Below are 20,343 nucleotides of genomic sequence, written 5' to 3'. Positions count from 1 at the left end.
GAGGCGAGCATGCAGCAGCGCTTGAACGCACCCCGACAACCCGCCGTGGATGCCACCGTGCTCCGCGATCGCATCACGCAATTGCAGGAAGAGCATCACGGCTTGTCCACGCTCATCGACAAGATGGGCGGTATCGACGACCTCGAGCTCAGGCGCTTGAAAAAGCGCAAGCTCAAGGTGAAAGACACCATACTTCTGCTGCAACTGCAGCTCGACGGCGACGCGCATTGAAGCGCATCGACGCGGGTCGAGGCGCTTGAGGCAGCAAAGCGCCGCCATGCGCCGTGACCGCAACCGCAGGATCTAGCCCCGCCTTGAACTTACCCGCACAACCCCGCGACAGCGCAAGCGCTGCGCTCGAACTCACGGACAAGCGCCGCACGGAACTCGACGCCATCTTCTCCGCCGAAGGCCTTCTCGCGCGCGCGATCGACGGCTATCGGCCGCGCGCGTCGCAGATCGACATGGCGCGCTCCGTCGCCGCCGCGATGGAAGCGTCCGGCCGCGCCATGCCCGAACCCGCGATGTTCGAATTGCAGCGCCGCCCGGCGCGCAAGCTCGGGCCATCGGACAAGCCGCATGCGATAGACGAGGCATCCGCCGACGACGTGGGTATCGCCACTGCGACGAGCGCCGTCGACGGCGGCGAGAACACGCTGATCGTCGAGGCGGGAACGGGCACGGGCAAGACCTACGCTTATCTCGTTCCGGCCATGTTGTGGGGCGGCAAGGTCATCGTTTCGACCGGGACCAAACACTTGCAGGATCAGCTCTTTCAGCGCGATATCCCGACCGTGCGCGACGCGCTCGCCGTGCCGGTCACCGTCGCGATGCTGAAGGGCCGCGCCAACTATCTTTGCCACTACTATCTCGAACGCACCGCCGACAACGGGCGGCTGCCGACGCGTCAGGACACGTCGCATCTTCAGGAGATCGTGCGCTTCGCCAAGATCACGCGCACGGGCGACAAGGCCGAACTTGCGAGTGTCCCCGAGAACTCGCCCGTCTGGCCGATGGTCACGTCCACGCGCGACAATTGCCTCGGACAAGATTGCCCGCATTACAAGGATTGCTTCGTGATGCAGGCGCGCCGCGAAGCGCAACAGGCGGACATCGTGGTGGTGAACCATCACCTGTTCTTCGCCGATGTAATGCTGCGCGACACCGGCATGGCCGAACTCTTGCCGATGGCGAACACCATCATCTTCGACGAGGCGCATCAGTTGCCCGAGACGGCGACGCTCTTTTTCGGCGAGACGCTTTCGACCACGCAACTGCTCGAACTCGCCCGCGATGCGGTGGCCGAAGGTTTGTCCCACGCTCGCGACGCCGCCGACTGGACCAAGCTCGGCGCGGCGCTCGAACGCGCGGCGCGCGACCTGCGGCTCGCATTCCGGGAAGATTCCATTCGCCTCTCGCTCGGCCAGCTCGCCGATGGACATCCGCTTTTCGAAGCGCTCGACACGCTACAAACCCATCTCGATGCACTCACGGCCGCGCTCGGCGCACACGGCGAGCGCGCGGAGTCGCTGCAGGCGCTGGTGCGGCGCGCGCGCGAATTGCAAGGGCTTTTGTCGGGCTGGACCAAGCCGCCGACCGCGCTCGAACGTGCAGTGGTCGAAGACGCGGATACCGCCGCCGAAGCCGCGCGCGACGAGCCCAACGAGATGGTGCGCTGGATCGAAGTGTTCTCGCACACGGTGCAACTGCACGAGACGCCGCTGTCGGTCGCGCCGATCTTCGCGAAGCAGCGCGCGGGCGTGCCGCGTGCCTGGATCTTCACCTCCGCGACGCTTTCGGTGCGTGGCGATTTCACGCATTACGCGGCGCAAATGGGTTTGAACGCGCGCCGTTCGATGACCTTGCCGAGTCCCTTCGATTACCCGTCGCAGGGCCTTTTGTACGTGCCGCGCAATCTGCCGCAGCCGTCCTCGCCGCAGTTCACCGACGCCGTCTTCGACGCCGCGTTGCCGGTAATCGAGGCATCGGGTGGCGGCGTGTTCATGCTGTGCACGACGCTGCGCGCGGTCGATCGCATCTCCCAGCGTCTGCGCGACGTGATCGAGCGGCGCGGCTGGGACAATCCGTTGCTCGTGCAGGGCGACGCGAGCCGTACCGAGTTGCTCGACCGCTTCCGCGCGTATGGCAATGCGATTCTCGTCGGCAGCCAGAGCTTCTGGGAAGGTGTCGACGTGCGTGGCGATGCGCTTTCGCTCGTGGTCATCGACAAACTACCGTTCGCGCCGCCCGACGATCCCGTGCTTGCCGCGCGCCTCGACGCGCTCACGAAGAAAGGCTTGAGCCCGTTCGCCGTGCATCAGTTGCCGCAGGCCGTCATCACGCTCAAGCAGGGCGCGGGGCGGCTGATTCGCGCGGAGACGGATCGCGGCGTGCTCATGATCTGTGACACGCGGCTCGTCGATAAACCATACGGCCGACGCATCTGGCAAAGCCTGCCGCCGTTCAAGCGCACGCGTGAACTGGAAGTCGCGCGGGCGTTTTTCAGCGAAGCGGCGGACGCGTCGGCGGAGCTTGCCGAATAAGACTTGCAGCAGGGTGCGAGAGCGGTTGATCGACAAACAAAATGGGCGCCGAAGCGCCCATTTTTGCCTGACCAGCCGAACGATCTCGCGTTCTGCTTACCAGATCTGATACCACGCCTTTTCCGCGCTCGCGCGACGCTTGCCCGTGACATACGGGCTGTCGGGGAACGTGGCGGCAAGCACGCGCTTGGTGTCGTCGGCGAGTTGCGGCTGATCGAGCTTCTCGTATGAGAGCATCATGAGATGCAGCGCTTCTTCGGTGGCCGGCGCGTTCTTGTATTCGCGAATGGCGAGCTGCGCCCGGTTGATGGACGCGACATACGCGCCGCGACGATAGTAGTAATCCGCCGCGTGGACTTCGTGCGAAGCGAGCGCGTTCACGATATAGCGCATGCGTTGCGCGGCGTCGGGCGCATACTTGCTTTGCGGATATTTATCGACCACGACCTTGAACGCGTCATACGACTCGCGCAGCGACTTCGGGTCGCGCTCGCTCATGTCCTGGCCGGAGAAGCGGCCGAAGAGTCCGAGGTCGTCGTTGAAGTGAATCATGCCTTTCAGGTAGTAGGCATACGAGATGTCCGGATGATCCGGGTGCAGCTTGATGAACCGGTCGATCGCCTGATCCGCCGATGCGGTCTCGCCGTCTTTCCAGTTGCAGTAAGCCACGTTGATCTGCGCCTGCTGCGCGAAGTGACCGAACGGATCGCGGCCTTCGAGCGCTTCGAAATACTTGGAGCACTTGCCCCAGTCGCGGCCTGAAAGCGCGTCCTGGGCCTCCGTATATAATTTGTTGTTGTTCCACGTAGCCGTTTCGTCGGTCTTCTCCGGCAAGCCGTGGCAGGCCGTGACAATGGCGACGCTCGCGCCCAGCGCCAGATACTTGATCGATTGCTGCATCGATTGATGAATGGTGTTGAAGGCTCGCATTAGTGCTTGCTGTTCCTGGCTGAATCTCGCTATGTCTAGCTGTGTGTCCGGTGCGGTTTTCGCTCGGGATTTTCCGTTTGGAAATCCCTCGAATTCCGCCCGGTTTCCCGGTCCGCAACGGTCTGGCGCGGCTTCCTTGCATTGCCTGCATTGAAGTTTGCCCGGCAGTGTCGCGCGCTGTAAAGAACGTCTTGCGCAATGTCCCGAACTGCAGCCCGAGATGAAGACTGACTCACCGGGTACAACCCGATATCCCGTTCAAATGACCCGCTCAAGTACACGCCGTACCAAAGACCAACTCAAAGATTATAGCCGAAGCGCCAAGCCCGACGACGCAGCTTCTACCGATTCGGACGCGCATGCGCCCGATGCCGGCACGCCGCATCGCGGCAAGGAAGCGCGGCATCGCAACGAGGAAGCGCCGCGCGAGGCGCGCGTGCCGGACGAACTCGCAGGCGAGCGGCTCGACAAGGTGCTGGCCAAGATCTTCCCCGAGTTTTCGCGCAGCCGTCTGCAAGGCTGGATCGAGGAAGGGCGCGTGCTCGTCGATGGCGCCAGCGCCAAGGTGCGCCAGCCCGTGCCGCTTGGCGCGACCATCGCGCTCGTGCCCGACCTGTTGCCCGAGCAACTCGCGTTCACGCCCGAGCCGGTGCCGCTTCACATCGTGTACGAAGACGAAACGCTCGTCGTCATCAACAAGCCCGCCGGCATGGTCGTGCATCCCGCCGCGGGGAACTGGAGCGGCACCTTGCTCAACGGTCTCCTACATCGTTATGGCGATGCGGCGGCGGGGCTGCCGCGCGCGGGCATCGTACATCGGCTGGACAAGGAGACCTCGGGGCTGATGGTCGTCGCGCGCACGCTCGAAGCCCAGACCGACCTCGTGCGGCAGTTGCAGGCGCGCACGGTGAAGCGCCGCTATGTCGCGTTCGTGTGGGGCAGGATGCCGGACGACGGCACCATCGACGCGCCCATCGGCCGCGATTCGCGCGACAGGACGCGCATGGCCGTGGTTCAAGGCGCATCGGGGAAACCGGCGCGCACGCACTTTCGCACCATCGACCGGACGCAGTGGAACGGGCAGCCCGTGAGCGCGATCCATTGCGATCTCGAAACCGGCCGCACGCACCAGATTCGCGTGCACTGCGCGGCGAGCGGCCATCCGCTTCTGGGCGATCCGGTCTACGGTCACATACGCGGCCGGCGTTCGGTGACGCCGCTGCCCGACGGCTTCGCGCGTCAGGCGCTGCACGCGTGGCGGCTCGGTCTGGTTCATCCGGCAACGGGCAAGCAAGTGCACTGGCGCGCGGACGTGCCCGAGGATCTCGCCAGGCTCGCCACGGAACTCGGCTTCGGGCGCGACGACGAAGTCGAACTCGACGAAGACGACGACTTCCCGCAAGTCTATGAAATGGACGACGGCGAAGACTGGGACGACGAATACGACGACGAAGAAGGCGAACACGATGCCGATGCCGAGGACGACGAAGCATGACCCATCGCACTGACGTCACATTGAGCGCGGATGATTGCGTGTGGCCGCAATGGCGCGTCTCGCCGCGCGTGCGTGCGTTCGTGACGACTCGCGCGGGCGGCGTGAGCGCGGCGCCTTTCGATGGCGGCACGCCGGGCGCGGGCGGTCTCAATCTTGGTTTGTCGAGCGGCGATGCGCCGGATGCCGTCGCTGAAAATCGCCGTCGCGCGCTGGCGTTGACGGGCATCGGACAAGCCGCGTGGCTCGAACAGATTCACGGCACGACGGTTGAAGATGCGCACGCGGTCATCGAGCGCCGCGCAGCCGGTCCGACGCGCGCCGATGCGAGCGTGACCGACCGGCCGGGCGTCGTCTGCGTGGTGATGACGGCGGACTGTTTGCCGGTCCTCTTCTGCGACGATGAAGGCCGCGCGGTTGGCGCCGCCCATGCGGGCTGGCGAGGTCTTGCGGGCGGTATCGTCGAGAAGACGGGCGCGCGGGTGGCGCAACTCGCGGGCGTGCCGACATCGCGCCTCAATGCTTACCTCGGTCCGGCCATTGGTCCCGCTGCATTCGAAGTGGGCGAGGACGTGCTCGATGCCTTCGTGTCGATCGCGAATGCGGACCAACGCGACCTCACCGCGGCAGCGTTCAAGCCGACCGGCGCACAAGGCAAATACTTCGCCGATATCCATACGCTTGCGCGCTTGCGTTTAGCCGATATCGGCGTGGAAGCGAAGCGCGTTCATGGCGGTACGCACTGCACGGTGAGCGAGCGAGAGCGCTTCTATTCGTATCGTCGCGATCGCGTGACAGGGCGCATGGCCGCCATGATCTGGCTTGGCGATTAACTGCTCGTCATCTGCATTCAGCGACAACTGCCAGCTTTAAGTCGCAGGAACTTGCGTAAGCCCATGCGAATGCGATATCTCGCATGGGGAAAACGATAATTAAAAAAATATCGCACTGCGGCAAAATCAGGTGAAGCATTGACATGCCTGAGTCCTAAGAGCAAGAATGTTCCCGGAATTCATTCAATCGGGCACGGCGTAGCTAGGTGACTCTTGTGGCGCGCATAGTGCGCATCGACACTTGCGCGCTGGTTGAGACAAGCCCGGCGATGCCTGCATCAGCAATCAGTCTTGCGAGACTTACAGGTCAAAAGCGGGTATGGCTTCCAAATCTAGTTCCTCCTCTGCGTCCTCCGCCCGCTCCCGTACTGCCAGCAGTTCGACGGCTGAAGTTCCCGCTGATCCGACAGGCGTACAGCAAGCGTTCGATCAATGGCTCAACGCGTGGCGCTCGGTCGCCGATCCCGCGCAATGGGCGAAATTCAATCCCCAGACCAACGCGCAAACCAACGCGCAGACGAATGACAGAGCCGCTGCGAATAGCGCGAGCGCGCCGCCGCTCGGAGCGTTCGGTTCGTTTGGTTCGTTTCCCGGCTTGGGCGCGTTTCCGGGTTTGTCCGGTGCGGGTTTGCCCGGTGCATTTCCGAATGCATTCGGCGCGGTTCCAACCGTCATGCCGCAAATGCCCGACTTCGCGAAGATGAACGGCCTGGCCGAATTCGCCAAGCTCGCGAGCAGCATGCCGGGCTTCGGCGCGTCGATGCAGGGCTTGCCTACGTTGCCGAAGATTCCGACGGCAGCCATCGCGCCCGAGCGTCTGCAACAACTGCAAAGCAATTATTCGCGCGATGCCGCCGCTTTGCTCAAGCAGGCGGGCGAGCAGAGCATCGACCCTGCATCGCTCAAGGACCGCCGCTTCACCGACACCACGTGGCAGAACACGCCGGCATATGCCTTCACGGCCGCGTGGTATTTGCTGAACGCGCGTTATCTGCAAGAACTCGCGGACGCCGTGCAGAGCGATCCCAAGACGCGCGAACGCATCCGCTTCACGGTGCAGCAATGGGCGGCTGCGGCTTCGCCGAGCAACTATCTCGCGCTCAATCCCGAAGCGCAGAAGACGCTCATCGAAAGCAAGGGCGAGAGCTTGCGCCAGGGCATGCTCAATCTGCTCAACGACTTGCAGCGCGGCAAGATCTCGCAGTCGGACGAGTCGCGCTTCGCGGTTGGCAAAAACATCGGTTCGACGGAAGGCTCGGTCGTGTACGAGAACGAACTCGTGCAACTGATCCAGTACAAGCCGCTCACGCCGAAGGTTTATGCGCGGCCTTTGCTGATCGTGCCACCTTGCATCAACAAGTTTTATATCCTCGATCTTCAGCCTGAAAGCTCGCTCGTGCGTTATGCGCTCGAACAAGGGCAGCAAGTCTTTATCCTGTCGTGGCGCAATGCGGATCAATCGCTCGCCGCGAAGGAATGGGACGATTACGTCGAACAGGGCGTGCTCGAAACCATCGGCGTCATCAAGGACATCACGGGCGAGGAGCAGATCAACACGCTCGGCTTTTGCATCGGCGGAACCATTCTGGCGACGGCGCTCGCGGTAGCGAAGGCGCGCGGCGAAGAGCCGGCCGCGTCGATGACCCTGCTCACCTCGATGCTCGATTTTTCCGACACCGGCGTGCTCGACGTCTTCGTCGACGAAGCACACGTGCAGATGCGCGAGCAGTCGATCGGCGGCAAGAACGGCGCGCCCGCCGGGCTCATGCGCGGGATCGAATTCGCCAATACGTTCTCGTATCTGCGGCCGAACGATCTCGTGTGGAATTACGTCGTCGACAACTATCTCAAGGGACGCACGCCGCAAGCCTTCGACCTGCTGTTCTGGAACAGCGACTCGACCAACTTGCCCGGTCCGATGTGCGTCTGGTATTTGCGCAACACGTATCTGGAGAACAAGCTGCGCGAACCGGGCGCGCTGACGGTGTGCGGCGAGGCGATCGATCTGTCGACGCTCTCGTTACCCACTTTCATCTACGGTTCGCGCGAAGACCATATCGTGCCGTGGAAGTCCGCGTATGCATCCGCGCCCATTCTCACGGGCCCGCAAAAGTTCGTGCTCGGCGCGTCGGGGCACATCGCGGGCGTGATCAATCCGCCGTCGAAGAACAAGCGCAGTTTCTGGATGCTCGACAGCCATGAGGAGCGCCTGCCCGAAACCGCCGACGCGTGGTTCGAGGCAGCCACGGAACATCCGGGAAGCTGGTGGCCGACGTGGTCCGCATGGCTCGCGCAAAACGCGGGCGAGGAAGTGAAGGCGGGCGCGTCGCAAGGCTCGAAGACTTATCCGGTGATCGAGCCCGCGCCCGGACGCTACGTGCTGGAACGCGACTTCTGACACGGCGCGAAGTCGCACGCATAACCGAATTCATTTGATGCCAAAGGAAACTGAAATGACTGACGTAGTGATCGTATCGGCCGCGCGTACAGGGGTCGGCAAGTTCGGTGGTTCGCTCGCGAAGATCGCGGCGCCGGAACTGGGGGCAACGGTGATTCGCGCGGTGCTGGAGCGTGCGGGGCTGAAGCCGGATCAGGTGAGCGAAGTCATTCTGGGTCAGGTGCTGACCGCGGGTTCGGGACAGAATCCGGCGCGCCAGTCGCTCATCAAGGCAGGGTTGCCCGACATGGTTCCGGGCATGACGATCAACAAGGTCTGCGGCTCGGGTTTGAAGGCCGTGATGCTCGCGGCCAACGCGATCATCGCGGGCGATGCGGATATCGTCATCGCCGGCGGTCAGGAAAACATGAGCGCGGCGCCGCACGTGCTGCCGGGCTCGCGCGACGGCTTTCGCATGGGCGACGCCAAGCTGATCGACTCCATGATCGTCGATGGCCTGTGGGACGTCTATAACAACTACCACATGGGTACGACCGCCGAGAACGTCGCGAAGGAATACGGCATCTCGCGCGAAGACCAGGACAAGTTCGCGGCGCTGTCGCAGAACAAGGCCGAGAAGGCGCAGAAGGAAGGGCGCTTCGACGACGAGATCGTGCCGGTGTCCATTCCGCAGCGCAAGGGCGAGCCGCTGCGGTTTGCCACCGACGAATTCGTGCGCCACGGCGTGACGGCCGAAGCGCTTTCCACGCTCAAGCCCGCTTTTTCGAAGGAAGGCACGGTGACGGCGGCGAACGCATCGGGCATCAACGACGGCGCGGCCGCGGTCGTCGTGATGTCGGCGAAGAAGGCCGAGGCGCTCGGTCTCACGCCGCTTGCGCGCATCAAGGCTTATGCGAATGCGGGCGTCGATCCCAAGGTCATGGGCATGGGTCCCGTGCCTGCATCGAAGCGTTGTCTCGAGCGCGCGGGCTGGTCGGTGAACGACCTCGACCTGATGGAGATCAACGAAGCCTTCGCCGCGCAGGCGCTTGCCGTGCATAAGCAAATGGGCTGGGATCAGTCGAAGATCAACGTGAACGGCGGCGCGATCGCCATTGGCCATCCGATCGGTGCATCGGGCTGCCGCATTCTCGTGACGCTCTTGCACGAAATGCAGAAGCGCGACGCGAAGAAGGGTCTGGCGTCGCTGTGTATCGGCGGCGGCATGGGCGTGGCGCTTGCGCTCGAGCGTGACTGAGCGCAACACCCGAAGGCATGGGAAGGGCCAAGCGGAAGGCGTCGTTCGAACGCCGTTCCGCATAACGAAAATGGAGTGAGGAATGACAAAGCGCGTAGCGTATGTAACCGGCGGGATGGGCGGAATTGGCACGAGCATTTGCCAGCGCCTCCATAAGGATGGCTTCACGGTCGTCGCGGGCTGCGGCCCGAACTCGCCGCGCCGGGTGAAATGGCTGGAAGACCAGAAGACGCTCGGCTTCGATTTCATCGCGTCGGAAGGCAATGTGGGCGACTGGGAGTCTTCCAAGAACGCGTTCGACAAGGTCAAGGCGGAAGTCGGCGAAGTCGACGTGCTGGTGAACAACGCGGGCATCACGCGCGATGTCGTGTTCCGGAAGATGACGCATGAAGACTGGACCGCGGTCATCGACACCAACCTGACGAGTCTTTTCAACGTGACGAAGCAGGTGATCGACGGCATGGTCGAGCGCGGCTTCGGGCGCATCATCAATATTTCGTCGGTGAACGGTCAGAAAGGGCAGTTCGGCCAGACGAACTACTCCACCGCGAAGGCCGGTATTCACGGATTCACGATGGCGCTGGCGCAGGAAGTGGCGACCAAGGGCGTGACGGTCAACACGGTGTCGCCGGGTTATATCGGCACGGAGATGGTGAAGTCTATTCGCCCCGAAGTGCTGGAGAAGATCGTGGCGACCATTCCCGTGCGCCGGCTCGGCACGCCGGATGAAATCGGCTCCATCGTCGCGTGGCTCGCTTCCGATGAATCGGGATTCTCCACCGGCGCGGACTTCTCGCTGAACGGCGGCTTGCACATGGGCTGACGGGTGGCGGCGTCCCTCACGGAAGGCGCGAAGGCGTGAAGGCGTGAAGAGGGACGCTGCTGCTTGCCGGATAGATCAACGACGCGGCGAACTGGCGGCAACGCTTTATTGCGACAATGCAAGCCGTGGCGGCTGGCACCGCAGTAAAGTCCTGCGTTTAAAGGCGTTAAATGACCACCACTACTACAAAGAAATCCGCCGAACGACTCATCAAAAAATATCCTAACCGGCGGCTCTACGACACGGAAACGAGCACCTACATCACGTTGTCGGATGTGAAGCAGCTCGTGCTCGATCAGGAAGAATTCAAAGTGCTGGACGCGAAGTCGAGCGACGACCTCACGCGCAGCATTCTCCTGCAGATCATTCTCGAGGAAGAGAGCGGCGGCTTGCCGATGTTTTCATCGGTGATGCTCTCGCAGATCATCCGCTTCTACGGCCATGCCATGCAGGGCATGATGGGCACGTATCTGGAGAAGAATATCCAGGCGTTCATCGACATCCAGCAGAAGCTGTCCGAACAGAGCAAGGGCATCTACGACGGCAACGCGCTCAATCCGGAAGTCTGGTCGCAATTCATGAACATGCAGGCGCCGATGATGCAGGGCATGATGACGAGCTACATCGAGCAGTCGAAGAACATGTTCGTGCAGATGCAGGAGCAGATGCAGACCCAGGCGAAAACGATGTTCAACACGTTTCCGTTTCCGACGCCTGTCGTGCCGCCGACGACCGAGAAGAAATAGGCGCTCATGGCCCGAGCGCACGGGCCGACTCAGCCACCGCCGCGCCGAGCGGCGGATGCGCTTGAAAATCCGTCGAGACTTCGCTGAATGCCATGAAGCCGCCGCGGTTGACTGCGTGCTGGCGCCATCGTGCGTCATTGACCGGACAGCGCAACGCGCGCTTGAGGAAATCGCCCTTCTCGACGCAGGCAGGAATCTCGCCCGTCCAGTTAATACGCGCGTGGGAGAAATCGTCTGTGAAGATGTATGCGGCCGGCCGTCAGTGATCCCCCACCCCACAACCGGTTAAAATACGAGATTCGCCTCGACCGAGGCACGCGCTGTCGCCCGCGCGCGTCTTTCTCCGGATGTCCCCGTGAATACTTCTTTGAAATCAAGCACTAGCACGCCCGCGCCGCGCATCGGCATGGTCAGTCTCGGCTGCCCGAAAGCCCTTGTCGATTCCGAGCAGATCATGACCCAATTGCGCGCCGAAGGTTACGAAATCTCCGGCACCTATGACGGCGCCGACCTCGTCGTGGTCAACACCTGCGGCTTCATCGACGAAGCCGTGCAGGAAAGCCTCGACGCCATCGGCGAAGCGCTCGCCGAGAACGGCAAGGTCATCGTGACGGGCTGCCTGGGCGCGAAAAAGAGCGCGAGCGGCACGGGGCTCATCGAAGAAGTGCATCCGAAAGTGCTCGCCGTCACCGGTCCGCACGCGACCAACGAAGTGATGAACGCCGTGCACTCGTATCTGCCCAAGCCGCACGATCCGTTCACCGATCTCGTGCCGCCCGCGGGCATCAAGCTCACGCCGCGTCATTACGCGTATCTCAAGATTTCCGAAGGCTGCAATCATCGCTGCACGTTCTGCATCATTCCTTCGATGCGCGGCGATCTCGTTTCGCGCCCCATCGCCGAAGTCATGCTCGAAGCCGAAAATCTGTTCAAGTCCGGCGTGAAGGAACTGCTCGTCATCTCGCAGGACACGAGCGCGTACGGTGTCGATGTCAAATACCGCACCGGCTTCTGGGACGGCAAGCCTATCAAGACGCGCATGACCGAACTCGTCGGCGCGCTCGGTGAGCTCGCGTCGCAATACGGCGCGTGGGTGCGTCTGCATTATGTGTATCCGTATCCGAGCGTCGACGAAGTCATCCCGATGATGGCCGAAGGCCCGCTGCGCGGCCACGTTCTGCCGTATCTCGATGTGCCGTTCCAGCATGCGCATCCCGAAGTCCTGAAGCGCATGAAGCGCCCGGCCAATGCCGAGAAAGTGCTCGAACGCGTGAAGACGTGGCGCGAGATTTGTCCCGATCTGACCATCCGCAGCACCTTTATCGCGGGCTTTCCGGGCGAAACCGAGGAGCAGTTTCAAACGCTGCTCGACTTTATCCGCGAGGCGGATCTCGACCGCGTCGGCTGCTTCGCGTATTCGCCGGTCGAAGGCGCAACGGCCAACGAACTCGATGGCGCGCTGCCCGACGAAGTCCGCGAGGAACGCCGCGCGCGCTTCATGGAACTGGCCGAGGAACTGTCGGCCGCGCGCATGAAAAAGAAAGTCGGCAAGACGCTGCGCGTGCTCGTCGATGAAGTGAGCACGGACGGCGGCGTTGGCCGCACGGCGGCGGATGCGCCGGAAATCGACGGCGTGGTGTATATCGCGCCCGCGACGAAGGCGTCGAAGCGCTACAAGGCCGGCGACTTCGTCTCCGTCAAGATCACCGGCGCGGACGGCCACGATCTCTGGGGCGAGGTATAAGTCATGGCGCATTCCATGCCTTCGGTGCTCGCGCTCGGCGAGGCGATGATCGAGTTCAACCAGTCGACGCGAAATCAGCCGAACTATCTGCAAGGCTTCGGCGGCGATGTCTCGAACTTTCTGATCGCGGCGTCGCGGCAAGGCGCGTCGACGGGCTTCGTGTCCGCCGTCGGCAACGACCAGTTCGGGCAACTGCTGCTCGATCTCTGGCGCACGGAGAATGTCGATACATCGACGGTGCGTATCGACGATACCGCGCCCACGGGCGTTTATTTCGTGTCGCACGGCGAGAGCGGGCATCGCTTCGATTACTTGCGCGCGGGTTCGGCGGCGAGCCGTTATGCGAGCGCGCATCTGCCGCTCGACGCGATTGCGGCGGCGAAGGTCGTGCATCTGTCGGGAATCAGTCTCGCAATCGGCGTATCCGCGTGCGATGCCGCTTTTACCGCCATGGATCACGCGCGCTCGCACGGCGCAAAGGTGAGTTTCGACACGAACCTGCGCCTGAAGCTGTGGCCGCTTGCGCGCGCCCGCGCGGTGATGCTCGAAGCGCTGCGCATGACGGACATCTGCCTGCCGAGCTGGGACGACGTGACCGTCATCACGGGCCATGAAGACAAGGACGCCATCGTCGACTTCCTGCTCGCGCTCGGCTCGAAAGTCGTCGCGCTCAAGCTCGGCCGTGAAGGCGCGTATATCGCGACACCCAATGAGCGGCGCGTGGTGCCGGGCCGCGTCGTGAACGCGGTCGATGCCACCGGCGCCGGAGATTGCTTCGGCGGCGCGTTCATCGCGCGTATCGTCGCGGGTGACGATCCTTTTATGGCGGCGCGTTATGCCAACGTGGCGGCGGCGTTATCGACGCAAGGCTTCGGCGCGGTAGCCCCCATTCCGACCAGAAAGACAGTGGAGTCCGCGCTCGCGGAGTAAAAGACCCACGCAAACTCAGGAGACAAGAACATGACGCGAGAAGTAGTGGTGGTAAGCGGTGTACGCACGGCAATCGGCGACTTCGGCGGCGCGCTCAAGGATTTCACGCCGACCGATCTCGGCGCGCGCGTGGTGCGCGAAGTGTTGTCGCGTGCAAACGTGCAGGGCGACGAGGTCGGCCATGTCGTGTTCGGCAACGTGATCCAGACCGAGCCGCGTGACATGTATCTCGCTCGCGTGGCCGCGCTCGACGGCGGCGTGACGCAACACGCGCCCGCGCTCACGGTAAACCGTCTGTGCGGCTCGGGCTTGCAGGCCATCGTGTCCGCGTCGCAATCCATCTTGCTGGGCGACGCCGAGATCGCCATCGGCGGTGGCGCGGAAAGCATGAGCCGCGCGCCTTACGTCATGCCCGCCGCGCGCTTCGGCCAGCGCATGGGCGATGCACGCGTCGTCGACATGATGCTCGGCGCGTTGAACGACCCGTTCGACAAGATCCACATGGGCGTGACGGCCGAGAACGTCGCGAACAAGTACGGCATCACGCGCGAGGCGCAGGACGCGCTCGCGCTCGAATCGCACCGGCGCGCGGCGCGAGCTATCGAAGCCGGTTACTTCAAGGAACAGATTCTGCCGATCACGCTGGCATCGAAGAAGGGCGACGCCGTTTTCGATCGCGACGAGCACGTGCGCATGAACGCGACGGCCGAAGATTTTTCGAAGCTGCGTCCCGTGTTCGCGAAGGAAAACGGCACGGTCACGGCGGGCAATGCATCGGGCATCAACGACGCGGCCGCGGCTGTCGTGCTGATGGAGCGCGGCGTCGCCGAGAAGCGCGGCGTGAAGCCGCTCGCGCGCCTCGTCGCTTACGCGCATGCGGGCGTCGATCCGAAAATCATGGGCATTGGCCCCGTTCCCGCCACGCAAAAGGCGCTGGAGCGCGCGGGACTGAGCGTCGCCGATCTCGACGTGATCGAAGCGAACGAAGCCTTCGCCGCGCAAGCCTGCGCGGTCACGCAGGAACTGAAGCTCGATCCGGCGAAGGTCAATCCGAACGGTTCGGGCATTTCGCTTGGGCATCCGATCGGCGCGACGGGCGCGCTCATCACCGTGAAGGCGCTGTACGAGTTGCAGCGCATTGGCGGGCGGTATGCGCTCGTGACGATGTGCATCGGCGGCGGTCAGGGTATCGCGGCGATTTTCGAGCGCATCTGACGCTCGGGGCTTGGGTCAAGGAACGAAGGATGATCGAAACAATGAAGCGCTTGCACTGGGCGACGATCGCAGGCGCCGCATTCGCGTTTGCCGGCTGTAATTCGCCAATGCCGCCGGATGCGTCGACGGCCGCGGCGAATGCGCCTGCTAGCGCGAAGGGCGAGTCGCATGGCGCGCAGCAGGCTATCGAAACGCTTGCCTTGCCGCCGCAAAAGCCGCTCACGCCGAACCCGGAATACGCGCGCTTTCCGCGTTATGTCGGCACACTCGGCGACCGGCAAATCGAAATGAGGCTCGGCGCAAAGACCGACGATCCCTCGGGCGTGCATGGCGAGTATCGGTTCGAGGGCAGCCCGTCGGTGATCCTCGTTGCTGGCGATCGCGATGGCGATACGCTGGAGATCGAGGAATCGAACGACGGCACGCATATCACTGGCAACTGGGTGGGAAAGTTCGCGGCGGATGGCAGCGTGTCGGGCGAGCGCATGGACCCGGACGATTCCAATTCCAGGCCATTCGATCTTCGTCCAGCGGTGGCGGGAGCGACGCTGCCCGCTGTACAGGGTGCGCCGCTCACGCGCAGTGCGCCGCCCGCGCCTTCGCTCGAACCTGCGCCGCCGCGTAATGCGGTGGGCGGGACGAGTAACGTGATCATCGGTGAGTGATGGTCGTTTCGAAGCGGGCGTCAGTGCTCGACACGACGCCCATCGCGAACCTTCCCACTTATATTCCTCGGCCGAGCGTTGGCGACACTCCCGCGCATCAACCACTCAACTCTGCTTCGACATGACCGATTCAAGCAACTCCGAACGCGACCTGCAAACCCGCATCGTCCAGCCAGATGACCGCATCACGCCGGGCTTCGAGTCTTTTTCAGTGCCGGTTACGCGCGCCTCGACCGTGGTGTTTCCGGACCTCGCCACCATGCGCGAACTCGTCTGGAGCGACGATTCGAAATGGCGCTACGGGCTGCACGGCACGCCTACGACGGTCGCGCTTGCGCAGCGGCTTGCGACGATCGAAGGCGGCGAGCACGCACTGTTGCAACCGTCCGGGCTCGCGGCCATTTCGAACGTGTACTTCGCGTTGGTGAAGTCGGGCGATCACGTGCTCGTGCCGGACAACGTGTATGGACCGAATCGCGATCACGCAGATTGGCTCGCGAGCGACTTCGGCGTCGAGGTGACCTACTACGATCCGATGAAGGGCGCGGGCATTGCCGATGACATCCGTGACAACACGAAGCTCATCTGGCTCGAAGCGCCCGGCTCGGTGACGATGGAAGTTCAGGACGTGCCGGCCATGGTTGCCGTGGCGCGCGCGCGCGGCATCGTGACGGCGATCGACAACACGTATTCGGCGGGGCTCGCGTTCAAGCCGTTCGAACATGGCGTCGATATCTCGGTGCAGGCGCTGACGAAATATCAGTCGGGCGGCAGCGACATTCTGATGGGCGCGACCATCGCTCGCGATTTCGAGCTGCATAAGAAGCTCAAGCGCGCGCGCATGCGGCTGGGCGTGGGTGTGTCGTCCGACGACGCATCGCTCGTGTTGCGCAGCTTGCCGACGATGCAACTGCGCTACGAGGCCCATGACCGTTCCGCGCTTGCTTTGGCAAAATGGCTGAAGACGCGCCCGGAAGTCGCGGCGGTGCTGCATCCGGCGCTGGACGATTGTCCTGGCCACGAGTTCTTTAAGCGGGACTTTTCGGGCGGCGCGGGCGGCTTGTTTTCGTTCGTGTTCGACGCGCGCCATGGCGCGGCGCAAGTCGATGCGTTCGTCGAGGCGCTCGAGCTTTTTTCCATCGGCTGGAGCTGGGGCGGGGCGCACAGCCTCGCGATGCCCTACGACATCCGGTCGATGCGCACGGCGTCGAAGTGGCCGCATGAGGGCGTGCTGGTGCGGCTTTATATCGGGCTGGAGAGCGAGAGCGATTTGAGGGCGGACGTGGAAAGGGCGTTGGAGAAGGCGTTGGGGTGAAATGCTCGCCCGGTGGCGCTTGCTCGCCTGACCCAACCCGTCGGCCGAAACAAAACCACCCAAACAAACAGTTTCGCGGATTTTTCTATCGGGTTAAGGTTCGTCTATCGGAATGAAACGGACCGCAGCTCCCGCATCCAGAAACATGACTCGATTCTCCTTGCTGCACATCACGCCACGGACGCATCAGGTGGAGATCGATCTCGTCTACGCGACCGATCGCAATCTCACCGGCAAACCCATCTACAAAGCGCAGCATTGTCTGCTGCTCGAACCCGCCGAGGCGGCCTTGCGCCGCGCGGTCGCCATCGCGCAAAGCTTCGGCATGACGCTCAAGATTTTCGACGCCTATCGGCCGCCGCAAGCGCAGCAGGTGCTCTGGGACTTTCTGCCCGACCCGACCTTCATCGCCGATCTCAAGCGCGGCTCGAATCACAGCCGCGGCACGGCAGTAGACCTCACGCTCGTCGATGAAAACGGCGGCGAGCTCGACATGGGCACGGGCTTCGACGCAATGGTCCCCGAGTCCGCGCACTTTCACGCGGGTTTGCCGAGGCACGTACAGCACAACCGCACGCTGCTGCTCGGCGTGATGCACGGCGCGGGCTTCGCGCATATTCCCAGCGAGTGGTGGCATTACGAATTGCCGGGCTCGCGCGAACTTGCTCTGATCGACAACGAAGAAAGCGGCCCGTTGCGGCTGATGTGAACCCAACCTCACTTCGAACGGAAAAGCACATGGTCTTGCGCAAGGCAGTCGCGGCGGCACTGGCAACGGCTCTGGTTTTGGCGGGCGCGGGAACACTGACACTCGCGCAGGCGGCCACGCCGAAGGACATGTTCGTCATGGCAACGCTGCTCGACGAGTTCACCTCGCTCGATCCCGGCGAAATCTACGAACTCGTGCCCGAGGAATACGTCGCGAACACGTACGACCGGCTGGTGCGCGTCGATCTGAAAGACCCGTCGAAGTTCAACGGTGACGTCGCGCAGTCGTGGTCGGTCAGTCAGGACGGTCTGACGTTCACGTTCAAGATTCGCCCCGGCCTCAAGTTCCACTCAGGAAATCCGCTTTCCGCCGACGACGTCGCCTGGTCCATCCAGCGCACCGCGTTGCTGGACAAGGGTGCGGCCGCCGTGCTTGCGGGCATCGGGCTCACGAAGGCCAACGCGCTGCAGAACGTGAAGAAGATCGACGATACGACCGTCGCCATAACCACCGATCAACGCTACGCGCCGACTTTCGTGTTGAACGTGCTCGGCTCGTGGCCGGCGTCGGTGGTGGATCGCAAGCTGCTCGAATCGCATCAGAAGGGCAGCGACTACGGCAACGAATGGCTCAAGACGAACGAGGCCGGTTCGGGCGCTTACAAGCTCGTGAAGTGGACGGCCAACGACAGCATCGTATTGCAACGTTTCGACGGGTATCGCGCGCCGCTTGCCATGAAGCGCATCGTGCTGCGCCATGTGACCGAAGCGGCGAGCCAGCGTCTGATGATCGAGAACGGCGACATCGACGTGGCACGCGATCTGAGCCCCGACGACCTCGACACGCTTGCCAAGGCCGGCAAGATCAAGGTGAACGCCGTGCCGCAGGCAACGCTCATGTATCTCGGCCTCAACAACAAGAATCCGAATTTGGCGAAGCCCGAAGTCTGGGAGGCGATGAAGTGGCTGATCGACTATCAGGGCATTCAGAAGAACGTCATCCGCACGACGTACAAGGTGCACGAAACCTTCCTGCCCGAGGGATTCCTGGGCGCGCTCAATGACAATCCGTATCACCAGGATGTCGCGAAGGCCAAGGCGTTGCTGGCCAAGGCCGGTCTTGCGAGCGGCTTCACCGTGAAGATGGACGTGCGCAACGACTATCCATACAGCGAGATTGCGCAGGCGGTGCAGGCGAACCTCGCGCTTGCCAACATCAAGGTTCAACTCATGCCGAGCGACAACAAGCAGACGCTCGGGCGCTACCGGGCGCGCGCGCATGACATCTATATCGGCGAATGGTCGGCGGACTATATCGATCCGCATAGCAACGCGCAAGGCTTCGTGTGGAATCCGGACAACTCGGATGCGTCGAGCTACAAAATGCTTGCGTGGCGCAACGCCTGGGACATTGCGCAACTGACGAAGGAAACGAACGCCGCGCTCGCCGAAAGCGATACGAAAAAGCGCGCGCAGAGCTACGAGACCATGCAGCGCGAAGTGCTCGCGAAGTCGCCCTTCGTCATCATGTTCCAGAAGGTGTCGCAGGTGGCGGCGCGGCCGGGCGTGAGCGGGCTGGAAGTTGGGCCGATCAACGATCTCGTCTCTTACAAAGACATCAAAAAGCAATAACCAGCGAAGCAGCCTGCGAATGTCCGTCACGCCCACGTTTTTCGACCGAATGCGCGCCGCGAGCGGCCGGCGAAGGGGCGTGCGCTTCGTGCTTGCACTCGTGCGCTGGATCATCATGCTCGCGGTAACATTCACCGGGCTGCTTGCGATCACGTTCTTCATCGGCCGCAAGATTCCCATCGATCCCGTGCTTGCCATTCTCGGCGACCGCGCATCGGCGGCGGCGTATGCGGCGGCGCATTTGCAGCTCGGGCTCGACAAGCCGCTCATCGAGCAGTTCATGATCTACGCGCGCGATGTCCTGCACGGCAATCTGGGCGTGTCGCTCTTGACGGCGAATCCCGTCATCGACGACATCAAACGCGTGTTTCCCGCGACGCTCGAACTGGCGACGCTCTCGACTTTCATCGGCGTTTGCATCGGCGTGCCGCTCGGCGTGATTGCGGCCGTGAAGCACAACCGCATGGTCGACCACATCGCGCGCTTCATCGGGCTCGCGGGCAGTTCCGTGCCCGTATTCTGGCTCGCGCTGATGGGTCTGTTGCTGTTCTATGCGCGCCTTCATTGGGTTTCGGGTCCGGGCCGCATCGACCCGATGTACGACGGCATGGTCGATACGCGCACCGGCAGTCTGCTGATCGATTCGCTCCTCGCGGGCGAGTGGGACGTTTTTAGGAACGCGTTCTCGCATATCGCGTTGCCGGCGGGCGTGCTGGCGTTTTATTCCATCGCTTATCTGAGCCGCATGACGCGCTCGTTCATGCTCGAACAACTGAGCCAGGAATACGTGACGACCGCGCGCGCGAAGGGCTTGTCCGAGCGGCGCGTGATCTGGCGGCACGCGTTCGGCAATATCGCGGTGCCGTTGCTGACGGTGATCGCGTTGGCGTACAGCTATCTGCTCGAAGGCTCGGTGCTGACAGAAATCGTGTTCGCGTGGCCGGGCATCGGCTCGTATCTGACGGGCGCGCTTTTGAACGCGGACATGAACGCGGTGCTCGGCAGCACGCTCGTGATCGGCGCGACGTTCATTGCGCTTAACTTGCTGACCGACGCGCTTTACCGCGTGTTCGATCCGCGCGCACGCTGACATGGAGGACGCTTGTCGATGCATTCGCCCGTCGAGCGCACG

General features: G+C 62.9%; 17 protein-coding genes. 16 read left to right on the top strand and 1 reads right to left on the bottom strand.

Annotated elements, in window-relative coordinates:
- Nucleotides 1–9: 9 nt before the first annotated feature.
- Together LDZ28_RS07515 and LDZ28_RS07510 are read left to right on the top strand one after the other, a co-directional pair.
- Nucleotides 10–231, top strand: coding sequence for a DUF465 domain-containing protein (locus LDZ28_RS07515; protein WP_244825322.1), 222 nt, complete (start codon nt 10–12; stop codon nt 229–231).
- Between the two features lie 83 nt (nt 232–314).
- Complete coding sequence (locus LDZ28_RS07510) at nt 315–2,543, top strand: ATP-dependent DNA helicase (RefSeq protein ID WP_244825321.1); 2,229 nt, start codon at nt 315–317, stop codon at nt 2,541–2,543.
- Between the two features lie 96 nt (nt 2,544–2,639).
- Here LDZ28_RS07510 and LDZ28_RS07505 read toward each other — a convergent pair whose 3' ends face one another.
- Nucleotides 2,640–3,443: an outer membrane protein assembly factor BamD gene (locus tag LDZ28_RS07505; protein WP_244828049.1), complete on the bottom strand. Its 804-nt coding sequence runs from the start codon at nt 3,441–3,443 to the stop codon at nt 2,640–2,642.
- 292 nt (nt 3,444–3,735) lie between these two features.
- Here LDZ28_RS07505 and LDZ28_RS07500 point away from each other — a divergent pair, with 292 nt between their 5' ends.
- From LDZ28_RS07500 to LDZ28_RS07435, 14 genes are all read left to right on the top strand, one after another.
- Nucleotides 3,736–4,968 (top strand): RluA family pseudouridine synthase, encoded by a 1,233-nt coding sequence (locus LDZ28_RS07500; RefSeq protein ID WP_244825320.1) that lies wholly within the window; start codon nt 3,736–3,738, stop codon nt 4,966–4,968.
- Entirely contained in the window at nt 4,965–5,798 is an 834-nt protein-coding gene (pgeF, locus tag LDZ28_RS07495; protein WP_244825319.1) for a peptidoglycan editing factor PgeF, read from the top strand. The genes LDZ28_RS07500 and pgeF overlap by 4 nt, the downstream gene beginning before the upstream one ends.
- A 319-nt stretch (nt 5,799–6,117) precedes the next feature.
- Nucleotides 6,118–8,196, top strand: coding sequence for a class I poly(R)-hydroxyalkanoic acid synthase (gene phaC / locus LDZ28_RS07490; protein ID WP_244825318.1), 2,079 nt, complete (start codon nt 6,118–6,120; stop codon nt 8,194–8,196).
- Nucleotides 8,197–8,251: 55 nt separating this feature from the next.
- Nucleotides 8,252–9,433, top strand: a complete 1,182-nt coding sequence (locus tag LDZ28_RS07485) for an acetyl-CoA C-acetyltransferase (RefSeq protein ID WP_244825317.1) — start codon at nt 8,252–8,254, stop codon at nt 9,431–9,433.
- Between the two features lie 82 nt (nt 9,434–9,515).
- Nucleotides 9,516–10,256, top strand: a complete 741-nt coding sequence (locus LDZ28_RS07480) for a 3-ketoacyl-ACP reductase (protein WP_244825316.1) — start codon at nt 9,516–9,518, stop codon at nt 10,254–10,256.
- Nucleotides 10,257–10,426: 170 nt separating this feature from the next.
- Entirely contained in the window at nt 10,427–11,002 is a 576-nt protein-coding gene (gene phaR, locus LDZ28_RS07475; RefSeq protein WP_244825315.1) for a polyhydroxyalkanoate synthesis repressor PhaR, read from the top strand.
- A gap of 355 nt (nt 11,003–11,357) precedes the next feature.
- Entirely contained in the window at nt 11,358–12,746 is a 1,389-nt protein-coding gene (rimO, locus tag LDZ28_RS07470) for a 30S ribosomal protein S12 methylthiotransferase RimO (RefSeq protein ID WP_370652021.1), read from the top strand.
- A gap of 15 nt (nt 12,747–12,761) precedes the next feature.
- Nucleotides 12,762–13,676: a sugar kinase gene (locus LDZ28_RS07465; RefSeq protein WP_244825314.1), complete on the top strand. Its 915-nt coding sequence runs from the start codon at nt 12,762–12,764 to the stop codon at nt 13,674–13,676.
- 30 nt (nt 13,677–13,706) lie between these two features.
- The gene (gene bktB / locus LDZ28_RS07460; protein WP_244825313.1) at nt 13,707–14,891 is read left to right on the top strand and encodes a beta-ketothiolase BktB; all 1,185 of its coding nucleotides are present in this window, start codon (nt 13,707–13,709) and stop codon (nt 14,889–14,891) included.
- Between the two features lie 29 nt (nt 14,892–14,920).
- Complete coding sequence (locus LDZ28_RS07455) at nt 14,921–15,556, top strand: hypothetical protein (protein ID WP_370652020.1); 636 nt, start codon at nt 14,921–14,923, stop codon at nt 15,554–15,556.
- 121 nt (nt 15,557–15,677) lie between these two features.
- Complete coding sequence (locus tag LDZ28_RS07450; RefSeq protein WP_244825312.1) at nt 15,678–16,871, top strand: cystathionine beta-lyase; 1,194 nt, start codon at nt 15,678–15,680, stop codon at nt 16,869–16,871.
- Nucleotides 16,872–17,016: 145 nt separating this feature from the next.
- Nucleotides 17,017–17,580: a D-alanyl-D-alanine dipeptidase gene (ddpX, locus tag LDZ28_RS07445; protein WP_244825311.1), complete on the top strand. Its 564-nt coding sequence runs from the start codon at nt 17,017–17,019 to the stop codon at nt 17,578–17,580.
- Nucleotides 17,581–17,609: 29 nt separating this feature from the next.
- Nucleotides 17,610–19,211: an ABC transporter substrate-binding protein gene (locus tag LDZ28_RS07440; protein WP_244825310.1), complete on the top strand. Its 1,602-nt coding sequence runs from the start codon at nt 17,610–17,612 to the stop codon at nt 19,209–19,211.
- Nucleotides 19,212–19,230: 19 nt separating this feature from the next.
- Nucleotides 19,231–20,301, top strand: coding sequence for an ABC transporter permease (locus tag LDZ28_RS07435; RefSeq protein WP_244825309.1), 1,071 nt, complete (start codon nt 19,231–19,233; stop codon nt 20,299–20,301).
- The last annotated feature ends 42 nt before the right edge of the window (nt 20,302–20,343 follow it).

Source organism: Caballeronia sp. TF1N1, assembly GCF_022878925.1.
Lineage (GTDB): Bacteria > Pseudomonadota > Gammaproteobacteria > Burkholderiales > Burkholderiaceae > Caballeronia.
This window is presented reverse-complemented; position numbering and strand designations above follow the sequence as displayed.

Coding starts and splice junctions, on each gene's coding strand:
- LDZ28_RS07515 (WP_244825322.1), top strand. CDS start 10: ATGCAGCAGCGCTTGAACGCACCCCGACAACCCGCCGTGGATGCCACC.
- LDZ28_RS07505 (WP_244828049.1), bottom strand. CDS start 3,443: ATGCAGCAATCGATCAAGTATCTGGCGCTGGGCGCGAGCGTCGCCATT.
- LDZ28_RS07500 (WP_244825320.1), top strand. CDS start 3,736: ATGACCCGCTCAAGTACACGCCGTACCAAAGACCAACTCAAAGATTAT.
- pgeF (WP_244825319.1), top strand. CDS start 4,965: ATGACCCATCGCACTGACGTCACATTGAGCGCGGATGATTGCGTGTGG.
- phaC (WP_244825318.1), top strand. CDS start 6,118: ATGGCTTCCAAATCTAGTTCCTCCTCTGCGTCCTCCGCCCGCTCCCGT.
- LDZ28_RS07485 (WP_244825317.1), top strand. CDS start 8,252: ATGACTGACGTAGTGATCGTATCGGCCGCGCGTACAGGGGTCGGCAAG.
- LDZ28_RS07480 (WP_244825316.1), top strand. CDS start 9,516: ATGACAAAGCGCGTAGCGTATGTAACCGGCGGGATGGGCGGAATTGGC.
- phaR (WP_244825315.1), top strand. CDS start 10,427: ATGACCACCACTACTACAAAGAAATCCGCCGAACGACTCATCAAAAAA.
- LDZ28_RS07465 (WP_244825314.1), top strand. CDS start 12,762: ATGCCTTCGGTGCTCGCGCTCGGCGAGGCGATGATCGAGTTCAACCAG.
- bktB (WP_244825313.1), top strand. CDS start 13,707: ATGACGCGAGAAGTAGTGGTGGTAAGCGGTGTACGCACGGCAATCGGC.
- LDZ28_RS07455 (WP_370652020.1), top strand. CDS start 14,921: ATGATCGAAACAATGAAGCGCTTGCACTGGGCGACGATCGCAGGCGCC.
- LDZ28_RS07450 (WP_244825312.1), top strand. CDS start 15,678: ATGACCGATTCAAGCAACTCCGAACGCGACCTGCAAACCCGCATCGTC.
- ddpX (WP_244825311.1), top strand. CDS start 17,017: ATGACTCGATTCTCCTTGCTGCACATCACGCCACGGACGCATCAGGTG.
- LDZ28_RS07440 (WP_244825310.1), top strand. CDS start 17,610: ATGGTCTTGCGCAAGGCAGTCGCGGCGGCACTGGCAACGGCTCTGGTT.
- LDZ28_RS07435 (WP_244825309.1), top strand. CDS start 19,231: ATGTCCGTCACGCCCACGTTTTTCGACCGAATGCGCGCCGCGAGCGGC.